The sequence below is a fragment of the Sphaerisporangium fuscum genome (genome assembly GCF_018531465.1).
Classification (GTDB): Bacteria; Actinomycetota; Actinomycetes; order Streptosporangiales; family Streptosporangiaceae; genus Sphaerisporangium; species Sphaerisporangium fuscum.
In genome coordinates, this window is record NZ_JAHDTF010000059.1 from 21,670 (window position 1) to 32,553 (window position 10,884).

A 10,884-nucleotide genomic window follows, 5' to 3' on the forward strand; every position below is an offset into this window, starting at 1 on the left:
CCTTGACCGCGGCCAGGCTGGTGGCCTCGGACTGCAGAGACATGAGCGTGTTCCTTTCTTCGGTGGTGCCGGATGGGTGGGAGGAGGTGGTCTGGGGCGGCACGATCGGCTGCGGGTTTGCGGGTTCGTCGACGACGACGGCGGCCATCCGCTGGTGGGGCACGGTGAAGGTCTCGCTCTGTCCGGTGTCCAGGTCGCGGACGGTCATCGTCAGCTCGCCGTCCAGGGCCAGGGGGCGGTGGACCGCGACGACCTCGGCGACGTCGCCGGCGGGGCCGAGCAGACGGTCGCCGGGCTCGATTCGCTCGGCCTGGCGCATCTCGGTGGGCGGCAGGGTGTCCACCGGCCGGGCCGCGACCAGCTCGTCTGTGGCGTAGCCGGTCTCCAGCAGATCGCCGGTGAGCAGGTTGCGGCTGCGGACCGTGACTCCGGGCCGGTCCTGCCAGGGCTCCACGCTGAGCACCTCATACGGCTGGTCGCGGTGGCCGATCCGGTCGCCGGGGCGCAGCTGCTCGGCGCGGACCTGGGGGCGAGGATCGGCGCTGTTCCAGTCGGCCGGCGGGTAGAACTGGCGGGTCTGCTCCGCCTGCTCGGCGGCTTCCTGGATGGGGGTGTCGTAGCGGCGCAGGTCGACCGGAACAGTCGCGGTCTGCTCGCCGGTCGTCTCGGCGTCGGGGCGGCGGGGCCGGTGGTGACCGGTGCGGTTGGCGGTGCACATCTCGCACGGGCACTGGTCGGTTCCGGTGTGCGCGGCCGCGGTGTGCGGGGTGCGGCGGCGGACCAGGCAGGGGTGGCAGTAGTAGCCGGGCGGGTCCAGTTCGGCCTGGTAGCGCACCGCGCCCGACCCGCAGTCATGGCATCGCTTCGGCTCCTGGCCGCCCCTGGCCTGGTCGGCAGGCTGCTCGGCCGGATCCTGCTCGGCCGGGCGCTCGCCGCCTTCGGGTGCGGGGTCGGGGACCTCGATGGCCTCGACGTCGATGGTGTCGCGGTGGCGGCGGTAGCCATCGCGGCCGCCGCGGAGGGCCTCGCGGCCGATGCGGGCGGCGCCGGCGGCCAGGTGCCCGGTGGCCCACACCGCGCCGCCGGCGGCGGTGGCGGTCCCGGCGACGGCGCGCAGGGCGTGCCCCCACCACCACTGCCAGTTGCGCGGGCCCGGCGGGTACAGCTTGCCGTCGGCGCCGCGGATGGGCTTGGCCAGGTGGGTCTGGGCGGCGGTGTAGCCGGAGCGGGCCGCCGCCCAGCCGCGGGCGGCTTCGGTGCGGGCCTGGGCGCTGCCCTGCCGCCAGGCGCCGCCCGCCGCCGCGCGGGCGGCGGGCTTGGTGGCGAGCGTGCCGGTGAGCGCTCCGGCGACCAGCAGCGCGAGGATCAGGGCGGCCATGGTCTAGCGCCCCTTGCTGCCGAAGACGGTGGTGACGGCGGCGTCGATGCCGTGGCCCATGCCGTCGACCACGCCGTGCTTGAAGGCGTCCCCGACCACTCCGCCGATGCCGATCAGCAGGAACGCCGGGAACAGCAGGCCGATGATCGGGGTCTGCCAGCGGCGCGGGCTGCCGGTCTTGGGCAGCACGTCGTGGATGAACACGATCGCGCCGAACAGCCCGGCCAGGCCGAAGATGCGGGTGGTCCACAGCACGGTGGTGGAGCCGGTGGGGATGGCCATGATCCAGCCGGAGAACACCGCGGCGAATCCCACGCCGGCGACGCCGACCAGGATGCACACGACGCGGTGCACTCGCTTGATGTAGAACAGCGCCCCGGCGATGACCGCCAGGATGAGTCCAGCCCAGATTTGCATGATCGAAGTCCCTTCACGGGTGGAGGATGACGATGAACACCAGCGCGATCGCGGTGACCGAGGCGGCCAGAAACAGCCGCAGCGGCCGCTGGAGGATCCACAGCGCGGTGTAGGCGGCCATTGAGGCCGGGATGACCAGCACGATGCGGTAGCCGCGGCCGAGGAGCCGCAGCACGGCGGCCTCGCGGGGCGCCCAGTCGGCCTCGGCCATCTCCCGCCACAGCCCGGCGATCGAGGGCAGCTGCTCGCGAAAGACGGTGCTGCCGGTGATGGCGCGCTGGCCGGTGGCCATCGCAGCGCTGTACCAGCCGCTCGCCACCTCCCCGAGCGGAGTCTTGACGCGTGCGGGCAGGGCGGCGGGGGCGGGCACGGCCGGTGGAGCAGCCGGGGTGGTGTCGCCGTGCAGCGACACCACCTGGGCCATGGACTCGCCCGCCTGCGGCCGCTGCGGCCACGGTGAGGGAGCCGGGGCGGGGGCGGGCGCGGTGGCATCTTGTGGACCGTTCGGGGTCTGGCCGAACGGGTTGGTCAGCCGGGGCTCCATAGGTCACCTCCTCGGCGCGGTCTTGGGGTCGGCGTCACGGGCGAAGCCGGCCAGCTGCTCGGCCAGGGAACGGCGAGCCCGGTCGGCCTTGGCGGGGTCCTGGATGTCCAGCCGGGCCAGCGCGGCGGTCAGCCAGTTCCACGCGGCGTCCAGCGCCTGCGCGCCGTCGGCCGCAGCGGCTATCTGCTGGCTGAAGTAGGCGGCCCGGCGCTCGTGTCCGCGAGGCTTTCGCGGCATCGCAAACTCCTTTCGCAACGCGCTCGCGGTCACCGACCGTGACACCCGCGCGAAGGCGGGCGCGAGCCGACTTCCGGCCGCGGCTTGACAACCAACGCGCCATACGCGTACGCGCGCGTGCGGGCGCGTACGCGTGAGAACGGCCCGGCGGTTCGTCACAGACGGTGACCACAAGCGGGGGATCATCGGGAGGCCTCTCCTTCGCTGGAAGAGGCCCAGGCGGGCATGTCCAGGCGGCACCAGGCGGTGCGGCCGGTCTCGGTGAGGGTCACCTCGTAGGCGTCGGCGAGCTCGGCGACCAGGTGCAGACCGTGGCCGCCTTCACCGTCCGGGCGGCGGGCCGGGACCAGCGCCGGGCCCTGGTCGTCGACGGCGACCTCGACGGCGCCGGGGCCGACGTCAACGCGGAGCCGGTAAGTGCCGCCGGTCGCGCCGCTGGCGCTGTGCAGCACGGCGTTGGTGGCCAGCTCCGACACCACCACCAGCACGTCGGCCAGCCGCGGGCAGTCGGGCAGGATGAGCGCGGCCAGGGTGCGGGCCTGCCCGATGCTCATCGGCGTCCCGGAAAAGCGCAGGTCAGCGGCCACCACGCCGGTCAGGGCGAGGGTCTGGGTCATCACGCCGACACCTCCCGCGCCAGGCGGGCGGCGGCCGCGACGGCCAGCAGCTCCACCGGGGAGGCGCCCGCCGGCGGGAGCTGGCCGTGGCGGCCGAGCTCGGCGCGGAGGAACACCAGCGGGTCGGCCTGGCCCTGCTCGGCGGCGGCCACGGCGGCGCGGGCAGCCGCGACCAGGGCGGCGTGCTCGACCTGCAGCAGCAACAGCCGGTCGTGGTCGCTCAACGGGGCGACGGCGCTGGTTACGGTGGTGGCGGTCATGCCGCACCCCCGAGAACCTGCGCGAGCTCGGCGTCCCAGTCGATTCGCTCGGCTTCCTCACCCACGCGCACGGCGGCGTAGGTCAGCGCCAGGAAGAACGCGGCGCTCTCGCGGCGCATCTGCAATGGCACGCAGTTGGTCTGCGGGTACAGCACGATGCTGATCGAGCCGTCCGCGCTGGGCTCGACCAGGACGTCGCCCTGGCCGCCGGCCTGGTCGAGTTCCACTGCGTCGACCAGCAACTCGCGGGCGAACCGCCAGGTGATGCCGCTGGTTTTGCCCGACGGGCTCTGGAAGTTGATCGCGACGGCGAACGGGTCGGCGGGGTCGTAGATGAGCGTCGCCTGGTGGGGCAGCCGGGATCCGGGGCTCCACAGGAACACGCCATGGCTGATGCGGTCGTTCATGCCGCCACGTCCTCAGAGACGGTGTCCTCCGTACGGGCCGTCTCCTCGGCCGGTACGTCCTGCGTCTGGTCGTCCGTACGCACCTGGCCGGTACGGACTTCGATCGCCCGTACGGCCGCCGTACGGGGCTCCTCGGCCTCTGGCGTACGGGACTCGCTGTCCTCCGTACGGGGGCCCGTCGTGTCCTGCTCGTCGTCCGTACGGAGCTCGACATCCTCTGTACGCGGGGCCGCGTCGGCCGGCGACTGCTCCGTACCGGACTCCGCCGTACGGGGCGGCGCCGCGTCTTCTGCCTCCTCCGCCTCGCCCGTACGAGCGGCGGGATCCGACTCGTCGCCGGCCTGCTGGGGCTCGGCCACGACGTCGTCCTGGGGCCGCATCGGCTCCGAACCGTCGCCCTGTTCGGCGGTGGCCATGGTCGAGGCGTCAGGGCCGATCACGCTCAGGCGCGCCTCCCGGACGGCCTTTTCCGCCCATGACCTGCTACGACGGGCCTGCGCCATCAGACGCGGGTACTCCGGCTCCCATCGGTCACCGCGATCGGCGGCCGCGAGGATTTCCTGGCGCACCATGCCGATGAACTCCTCACGGTCCATCGGCGCCGACGGCTCCTCCTGCGGGCCGCTGGGCTCCTCGCCCGTACGGTCAGCGCCCGTACGACTCGCGGGGCCCTGCTCCGTACGGCCATACTCCGTGCGGCTGTCGGCCGCCGTACGGCTCTGCGCCGTACGGGACGCGGCCTCCGTACGGGTCTCCTCCCGTACGGGGGAGACCGTCTCCGGTGTACGGGAAACGGTCTCCGTACGGGGCTGCTCCGTACGGCTGGAGTCGTCGGTACGGACCCCTTCCGTAGGGGGCTGCTGCTGAGCGGCGGAGAGCTCCCGTACGGCCTGCAGCAGATCGCCCTGCAGGGCCTGCAGCGCTCCGGTGAACTCCTCGCGCACCTCCGCCACCAACGCGGCCGCGTCGGCGCGCTCGGCCGTCAACTCCGGATGCACCGGCCCCGACACCGCGGCGTCGACCCGGACGACCTCGATAGGCTCCTGCGCCTCCTGGGCGAGGTCACGGGCCCGCTCGGCCGCCTCCTTGTAGGCCCGGCGGACCGCTTCGGTGATCCAGTGCCGCAGGTCGGTCACGGCCTCGGCGGCGCAGAACACCATCACCGGCGGCACCGAGTGCAGCAAGATCTTCGCCGGTTCCAGGGACTCCCAGGCGGTCCAGGTGTTCATCGCGTACGTGGCCGTCAGCGCCACCCACTTCAGCGCCCGGACCCACGGCCCGAGCTTCTTGATGAGCTGGTGGCGGCTGATGATCTGCTCGCCGAGTAGCGCGCCGATCAGGATGAACGACACCAGCGGGTCCAGCAGCCAGGCCGACCACCACACCAGCTCGTGTCCGGCGATGGTGACCGCGTGGACGGCCGGGGCGTCGTCGCCGGCGGCGAAGTTCTGCACGTTCACCGCGGTGAAGGCCAGGCCCAGGATCATGCCGGTCCAGATGAGCCGGTCCACCCAGCTGCGCATCCGCTCGATCCGCAGCGCGATCACGTCCGGGTGGACCTGGTAGGCGCGCACCTCGGCCGCCTCGCGAGCGGCGGCGGCCAGCTTGGCGGCCTTGCCGCTGAGCTTCCGGGTGGCGTCGACCGGAGAGACCGGCTGGACGGGAGGCCACAGCGTCGACTCCGCGCCCGTCAGCTCGTGTTCGTCCTGGCGGCGGGTGGGAGTGATGCTCATCGGCCCCACCGCCACCAGCGGCGACGCCCGCGCAGGGGGGTCTCAAGGCGCGCGCGGAATGCCTCCAGGTTGTGGTCCGGGCAGGTCTCCACGGGGGCGCCGCCCTGCCAGGCGCAGCCGCACTCAGGGGCCGGATCGGCCAGCTCCCGCACGGCGGCCGCGACGTCGCCGGTCTCCGCCAGCTCGGTGCGGACGTCGGCGATCGCGTTGGACACGTCGACCAGGGCCCCGGCCACCGGCACGGTCGCCTCACCGATGGCGCCGGACAGCTCGCGGATCGCGGCGGTGATGTCGCGCAGGTCCCGGCGCATCGCCGCCACCTCGGCCAGCGTGGCGATGTGCTCCAGCTCGGCCTGCACGCGGCTCTGGGCCAGCTCCTGGCAGATCGCCAGCAGCGCGTGCCCGGCCCCGGCCTGCGCGTCCCGCAGCGCCACGCCGCGATCGTCGTAGCACCCGGGGTGCGGGGCCCGGAGGCCGCCGGCGTCCGTCGCCTCGGTCAGCAGACCCAGCGCCCGCACCGCGTGCGACTGAGTCGAGGTCGCGATCTCGCTCATCGGCCGACCTCCACAGAGGACGCCGAGAACGTGTCGGGCTCGAGAGCGGTCTCGGTGGTGGAGGCCTCTTCCTGGACAGGCAGCGCTGCGGAGACCTCAAGCGCGGCGCGGACCTCGGACTCGCGGTAGCGGATCAGTCGGCCGCCAGGGGTACGGATGCCCGCGATACGCCCCTCGCGGGCCCAGCGGGCAACGGTCTTGGGATCGACGCGGAAGACAGCCGCCAACTCCTTCGAAGTGAGCAGCGGTTCCGCGATCAGGCATGCGTCAGCGACAATGCGCATGAGTCGGTTCCTTTCAACTCTCGACTCATCGCGGCCTCGGTGCTGGACACACCGAGGCCGCATTGTGGACAGGCCCTGGCACAGTCGATGGATGGACAGGCCACCGACCGTTTGGTTCTCTTGCCGATTCGGGCACTAGGCGTTTAAAGGTCTCGCCTTACTGGAGCCTCCTAGCGCTCTGGACGCTTGAGCAGAACCTTACTGCCATTCATGGAAGCCATCAAGGTTGTAGCGTACGATTCGCGTAGAAGGTTCTCTCAGCACCCCCTTACTGCCTACCGAGTAAGGTGACGAGGTGAGGCGGTGGTTTTGGACTACCTAGGAGGCGTTTTGAGCGAGCACACGTGGGTGAGCACCTCCACGCCGTACGTCTACCCCCGTCAAGAAGGGGAGGGTGATGCCTGGTCCGAAGAGGCGGCCCAGCACGGCCGCACTGGGACTCACGTGCTTCGCGAAGTAGTGGAAGACGTTGCCCCCGACGCAGTAGCTGAGCGGCTTCAACTCCCAGCGGGAAGCCCTGTAATCGTCCGTCGCCGAACGGTGCTCCTTGACGGCCACCCGGTAGAACTTGCGGACTCCTACTACCCTCTCTCGATCGCCCAAGGGACAGGGCTGGCGGAGAATCGCAAGATCCGAGGCGGGGCAGTCACGCTGTTGAAGGAGCTCGGATACCAGCCCCGATCTGCGGAGGAGGACATCTCTGCCCGACTTCCCTCCAACGAGGAGCGGCAGATGCTCCAGCTGAATGAACGCGACTGGGTCCTAGTGGTTCTGCGGACGCTCCGAACGGCAGACGGTACGCCGGTCGAGGTCAGCGACATGAAGATGACCGCGCAGGGACGTCACCTGCGATACGACACAACCCTGTGAAGCGAGAAGGACCTTATTGTGGCGCGAAAGCCGGATAAGCGGCCCCCGCAACTGAAGATCGCCGCTGAGCTTCGGGCGAAGATCATGTCAGGAGAACTGGAGCCAGGGGCAAAGCTTCCGTCGACCGCGGAGCTCGCAGAGACGTACGCGGCCGCACCTGCTACCGCACACAACGCGACCAAGCTCCTCCAAGCGGAGGGATTCGTGTACGGCCAGGCCGGCAGGGGCGTGTTCGTGCGAGACCGACGACCTTTCGTCGTGCGTACAGCGGCGTACTTTGACCCTAGCGAGCGGGGCGTCACCTACAAGTTGCTGAACGTTGCGGAGGTCCAGGCACCTCTAGACGTCGCCACTGAACTCGGCGAAGACCACGCCATACTGCGGCATCGCTTGATGCTGCGAGATGAAGAGCCTGTCGAGGTCTCTTGGTCGTACTACCCGCTAAGTCTCGTAGGCGGTAGCACCCTCGCCCGCCGTGGTCGAGTGCCAGGAGGAGCACCCGCCGTCCTGACGGAGCTTGGCTATCCCGAGCTCGAGTTCGCTGACCGCCTGTCTGTCCGCCCTCCCACTGTTGAAGAGGCGGAAATCTTGGAGCTACCTGAGGGAATTCCGGTGTTCCGCCAGTTCCGCGTCGTCTACTCCGAAGACGCCCGTCCGGTCGAGGTGTCCATCCTCATCAAGGGCGGCCACCTCTACGAGCTGATGTACCGCCAACTCATCCCTGGTCCTGAGTCGAAGTGAAGCGATCCTTACGATCTTGGTAGCTGCGGCGTCGGTCATTCACGTCGGGAACCGCTGAATTGCTTTGACCTGTGACGAAGACAACAGCTGGGCCTGGGAGCAGAGCTTCCCGGGCCCGCGTCGTGTCTACGAGTTATTGCTGCGCAGGGCGACTAGCTCAGGCGAGAGGCCTAAGCTGACAGGCATGACGGCCCAACCGCACGAGCACGAGACGGCGGCTGTTCCTGAGCGCACGCCCCAGGCCGTACGCGCCGCGCTCTCCCCCGTTCACCGCGAGACCTTCGAGCGAGAGTTCCGCGCCGCGATGGCGAAGGCCGCCGACGATCTCGACTTGGCTCCGGTCTACACCTGCCTGGACTACTGGCGGCGGTTGGCCGTGCTCAAGGCCAGCGGTGCCTACGACCGGATCACCCGTGATGCCGAACAGGTGACTCAGCAAGCAGCCCGCGGTGAACTGCCGCCGGCGCGGTCGTGGCGCGAGGTGTTGGCCGAGCTCGGCGTGGACGCGTAGGTGTATACAGTTCGCCTAAGCGAGCATGCTGCTGATCAGGTGGCCGCGTTACCCAAACCAGTCCTCCCCGCCCTCGCTGAAGTGTTCGCACTGCTGGAGATCCAGCCCTGGGCGGGCAGGTCGCTCAACCCCGACCGCAATCCCGATGCCGCAGTGCGAACTCACCCGTTCGGAGAGTCCGGGGTGGGTGGGGTCATCTACCTGATCCTCGAAGACCAGCAGATCGTAGAGCTCTTGGAGATCCTCTGGCTCGGATGAGCCGACACAAGATCGCATGACGTCACAGTGTCGTTACTGCAGCTCATCCTCCACTTAACCGATAGCACGAGCGATGGCATCACCAGTTGTCCAATAGCTAGCAACCCCGCTATTCCGCTACCTCGCTCGCAAGCGAGCTCACCCGTTGCCTATTTCACTCTCTCGTCACCACCCTGTGCCCCTTGCCCGCGTGGTTGTTGCTCCCCTAACTGGTATGCGGACTAGCGCCTGACGAGGCGATATCACTGGCACGCTCCGTGCCAAACTACGGAAGGCGCACGATCACCTGAGGGAAAGCCAGAACGCAGATGACCGAGACCAACACCCACCCCGCTGCAGGGGAAGCGACAGAGCAGGCGGGCGACGGACAAGCCGCCCTAGCACGCGTGATCGCCATCGCCAACGACAAGGGCGGCGTCGGCAAGACCTCCATCACCGCGAACCTGGCGGCCCTCTACGCCACCGCCGGCTACAAGGTCCTGGCGCTCGACCTCAACCGCCAGGCCAACCTCAGCGATGATCTCGGCTACCGCGGAAGCGCGATCGACGACCAGGGCGCTGGGCTGCTGGCCGCCATCATGACCGGCCAGCCGATCCGACCCGTACCCGTCCCTGGCCGGCCAGGGCTCGACGTCGCCCCCGGCGGCGTTCATCTTGGCGATCTCACCGGTGTCATGGTTGGCCGCGTCCAGCAGCAGGGCCGCGGCGCGTTCCTCGCCCTCGCCAGGGCACTGGCGCCCGCTGTCGGTCCCTACGACCTGGTCCTCGCCGATACACCTCCTGAGAACACGCTCCTGGTCGACCTGGCGCTCGGGGCCGCCCGCTGGCTCCTCATGCCGACCAAGAGCGACGGCGGCGGGCTCGTCGGCATGCAGCTGCTCGCCGAACGCTTCGCGATCGCCCGCGAGATCAACCCGTCCCTCGCGCTGCTGGGCGTGGTGCTCTTCGCCACCGCCCGCGGCGCCACTGCGATCCACCGCAGCGTACGCAGCGACGTTGAGACCGCCTTTGGCGTCGGATCGTCGCCCGTCCTGACCGCCATCATCGGCCACTCCGAACGCATCGCCATGGACACCCGAGCTCTGGGCCGGGTGGCCCACGAACTGGAGAGCGACGCCGCTAACCAGCCGTCCTGGTGGGAAGTCCTCCGCGCCAGCAAGGACACCGAGGAGGCCTCCGCATCCCTCGCCCGGCGCATCCCTCCCACAGCGAGCAACGTCGCCGAGGACTACCGCCGCCTGGCCGCCGAGGTCCTCGACCTGCTCGCTGCGGCAGAAGGGGCGACCGCATGAGCGAGCCGGGTATGCGCGAGCCTGGTGCGCTCGGGAGCGTGTTCGGTACCTCACCAGCCAGCAGCCTCGCGGGGAGACTCCCCGGGAAACCAGGCAGCACCCTGCCGCCACCGCCATCGGCAGAGCGCCCCTCCAACGCCCCTGAGGGACCCAGCGCTGACACTCGGCGGCCCGATGGTGCAGCGCCGAGGCCCGAGAAGCTCTCCGCGGCAGCGCCGTCACGACGTCGCGAAGAGGCTATCCCCAGCGACAGCGAGGTGACCTACCAGATCAGCGTGTATCTGCTGCCCGCTGCCGTCCGCGCCGCCGAGGAGATCCGGCGACGCACAGGCATGACGAACGCCGCGATCGCCTACGACGCCCTCGATGTCCTGCGAGATCGGCTCGCCGAGCTTCTCACCGCTCGCCGCTCAGGCCCTGGCCGGCCCTCCGACAGCCTGTTCCCATCCCGGCGCGGGCAGTCCACTCGCGTCGTGGCAGCTCGTGAAGGGCGGCGGCAGTTGTGGGCCATGCGCGCCACCGACGCTGAGCTTGAGGTGATTGACCGGTTGTGCAGACAGACCGGCGCCAAGTCGCGCAGTGAACTGATCTCCTGCGCGCTTGAAGCCCAGCTTCTCGCCCCGCGTCGGCGGGGCCGGCCTTCGTAATCGTGGGCTAGACGAGTAAGTCCTAAGTCTGGTCAGTGGTCGTAGGCGGTCAGTGATCGGGTGATGGGCTGGCTGGTGGCGCGGTTGTGCCAGATCGCGGCGGTCAGTGCCAGGATCCGCTGGGCAACGCGGAC

At 70.0% G+C, this 10,884-nt stretch carries 15 protein-coding genes and 2 pseudogenes; 7 read left to right on the forward strand and 10 right to left on the reverse strand.

Features of this window, described 5'->3' with window-relative positions; all coding sequences use genetic code 11:
- The first annotated feature begins 41 nt into the window (after window positions 1-41).
- On the forward strand, window positions 42-377 hold the full coding sequence (locus KIK05_RS44935; protein ID WP_214417061.1) for a hypothetical protein: 336 nt from the start codon (window positions 42-44) through the stop codon (window positions 375-377).
- 1,004 nt (window positions 378-1,381) lie between these two features.
- Here KIK05_RS44935 and KIK05_RS44940 read toward each other — a convergent pair.
- The 9 genes and pseudogenes from KIK05_RS44940 to KIK05_RS47830 all read right to left on the reverse strand — a co-directional run.
- Window positions 1,382-1,795, reverse strand: coding sequence for a hypothetical protein (locus KIK05_RS44940; protein WP_214417062.1), 414 nt, complete (start codon window positions 1,793-1,795; stop codon window positions 1,382-1,384).
- 13 nt (window positions 1,796-1,808) lie between these two features.
- Entirely contained in the window at window positions 1,809-2,339 is a 531-nt protein-coding gene (locus KIK05_RS44945; RefSeq protein WP_214417063.1) for a hypothetical protein, read from the reverse strand.
- Between the two features lie 3 nt (window positions 2,340-2,342).
- Window positions 2,343-2,576: a hypothetical protein gene (locus KIK05_RS44950; protein WP_214417064.1), complete on the reverse strand. Its 234-nt coding sequence runs from the start codon at window positions 2,574-2,576 to the stop codon at window positions 2,343-2,345.
- Between the two features lie 182 nt (window positions 2,577-2,758).
- On the reverse strand, window positions 2,759-3,193 hold the full coding sequence (locus KIK05_RS44955; protein ID WP_250564524.1) for an ATP-binding protein: 435 nt from the start codon (window positions 3,191-3,193) through the stop codon (window positions 2,759-2,761).
- The gene (locus tag KIK05_RS44960; RefSeq protein ID WP_214417065.1) at window positions 3,193-3,453 is read right to left on the reverse strand and encodes a hypothetical protein; all 261 of its coding nucleotides are present in this window, start codon (window positions 3,451-3,453) and stop codon (window positions 3,193-3,195) included. Before KIK05_RS44960 ends, KIK05_RS44955 begins: the two co-directional genes overlap by 1 nt.
- Window positions 3,450-3,860, reverse strand: a complete 411-nt coding sequence (locus tag KIK05_RS44965; protein WP_214417066.1) for an SsgA family sporulation/cell division regulator — start codon at window positions 3,858-3,860, stop codon at window positions 3,450-3,452. The genes KIK05_RS44960 and KIK05_RS44965 overlap by 4 nt, the downstream gene beginning before the upstream one ends.
- On the reverse strand, window positions 3,857-5,593 hold the full coding sequence (locus KIK05_RS44970) for a hypothetical protein (protein ID WP_214417067.1): 1,737 nt from the start codon (window positions 5,591-5,593) through the stop codon (window positions 3,857-3,859). Before KIK05_RS44970 ends, KIK05_RS44965 begins: the two co-directional genes overlap by 4 nt.
- Complete coding sequence (locus tag KIK05_RS44975; protein WP_214417068.1) at window positions 5,590-6,147, reverse strand: hypothetical protein; 558 nt, start codon at window positions 6,145-6,147, stop codon at window positions 5,590-5,592. The genes KIK05_RS44970 and KIK05_RS44975 overlap by 4 nt, the downstream gene beginning before the upstream one ends.
- Before the next feature lie 71 nt (window positions 6,148-6,218).
- Window positions 6,219-6,431 (reverse strand): annotated as a pseudogene (locus KIK05_RS47830) (BldC family transcriptional regulator); the annotation flags it as partial.
- A gap of 303 nt (window positions 6,432-6,734) precedes the next feature.
- Here KIK05_RS47830 and KIK05_RS44985 point away from each other — a divergent pair.
- The 6 genes from KIK05_RS44985 to KIK05_RS49325 all read left to right on the forward strand — a co-directional run bounded on the left by KIK05_RS44985 (window position 6,735) and on the right by KIK05_RS49325 (window position 10,750).
- Entirely contained in the window at window positions 6,735-7,301 is a 567-nt protein-coding gene (locus KIK05_RS44985) for a GntR family transcriptional regulator (RefSeq protein WP_308250419.1), read from the forward strand.
- 18 nt (window positions 7,302-7,319) lie between these two features.
- Entirely contained in the window at window positions 7,320-8,042 is a 723-nt protein-coding gene (locus KIK05_RS44990) for a GntR family transcriptional regulator (RefSeq protein ID WP_308250420.1), read from the forward strand.
- A 184-nt stretch (window positions 8,043-8,226) separates the two neighbouring features.
- The gene (locus KIK05_RS44995) at window positions 8,227-8,553 is read left to right on the forward strand and encodes a DUF6247 family protein (RefSeq protein ID WP_214417070.1); all 327 of its coding nucleotides are present in this window, start codon (window positions 8,227-8,229) and stop codon (window positions 8,551-8,553) included.
- An 81-nt stretch (window positions 8,554-8,634) separates the two neighbouring features.
- A complete protein-coding gene (locus KIK05_RS45000) occupies window positions 8,635-8,811 on the forward strand; it encodes a hypothetical protein (protein ID WP_214417071.1) in 177 nt (58 codons plus the stop codon).
- Between the two features lie 308 nt (window positions 8,812-9,119).
- The gene (locus KIK05_RS45005; protein ID WP_214417072.1) at window positions 9,120-10,103 is read left to right on the forward strand and encodes a ParA family protein; all 984 of its coding nucleotides are present in this window, start codon (window positions 9,120-9,122) and stop codon (window positions 10,101-10,103) included.
- Window positions 10,104-10,360: 257 nt separating this feature from the next.
- Window positions 10,361-10,750: a ribbon-helix-helix protein, CopG family gene (locus tag KIK05_RS49325; protein ID WP_214417073.1), complete on the forward strand. Its 390-nt coding sequence runs from the start codon at window positions 10,361-10,363 to the stop codon at window positions 10,748-10,750.
- A 32-nt stretch (window positions 10,751-10,782) separates the two neighbouring features.
- Here the strand turns inward: KIK05_RS49325 and KIK05_RS49735 are convergent.
- Window positions 10,783-10,884, reverse strand: a pseudogene (locus KIK05_RS49735) (IS982 family transposase); the annotation flags it as partial.

Excerpts from the sequence above, each read along its gene's own strand:
- KIK05_RS44935 (WP_214417061.1), top strand. The coding sequence starts at position 42 with ATGAGCGTGTTCCTTTCTTCGGTGGTGCCGGATGGGTGGGAGGAGGTG.
- KIK05_RS44940 (WP_214417062.1), bottom strand. The coding sequence starts at position 1,795 with ATGCAAATCTGGGCTGGACTCATCCTGGCGGTCATCGCCGGGGCGCTG.
- KIK05_RS44945 (WP_214417063.1), bottom strand. The coding sequence starts at position 2,339 with ATGGAGCCCCGGCTGACCAACCCGTTCGGCCAGACCCCGAACGGTCCA.
- KIK05_RS44950 (WP_214417064.1), bottom strand. The coding sequence starts at position 2,576 with ATGCCGCGAAAGCCTCGCGGACACGAGCGCCGGGCCGCCTACTTCAGC.
- KIK05_RS44955 (WP_250564524.1), bottom strand. The coding sequence starts at position 3,193 with ATGACCCAGACCCTCGCCCTGACCGGCGTGGTGGCCGCTGACCTGCGC.
- KIK05_RS44960 (WP_214417065.1), bottom strand. The coding sequence starts at position 3,453 with ATGACCGCCACCACCGTAACCAGCGCCGTCGCCCCGTTGAGCGACCAC.
- KIK05_RS44965 (WP_214417066.1), bottom strand. The coding sequence starts at position 3,860 with ATGAACGACCGCATCAGCCATGGCGTGTTCCTGTGGAGCCCCGGATCC.
- KIK05_RS44970 (WP_214417067.1), bottom strand. The coding sequence starts at position 5,593 with ATGAGCATCACTCCCACCCGCCGCCAGGACGAACACGAGCTGACGGGC.
- KIK05_RS44975 (WP_214417068.1), bottom strand. The coding sequence starts at position 6,147 with ATGAGCGAGATCGCGACCTCGACTCAGTCGCACGCGGTGCGGGCGCTG.
- KIK05_RS44995 (WP_214417070.1), top strand. The coding sequence starts at position 8,227 with ATGACGGCCCAACCGCACGAGCACGAGACGGCGGCTGTTCCTGAGCGC.
- KIK05_RS45005 (WP_214417072.1), top strand. The coding sequence starts at position 9,120 with ATGACCGAGACCAACACCCACCCCGCTGCAGGGGAAGCGACAGAGCAG.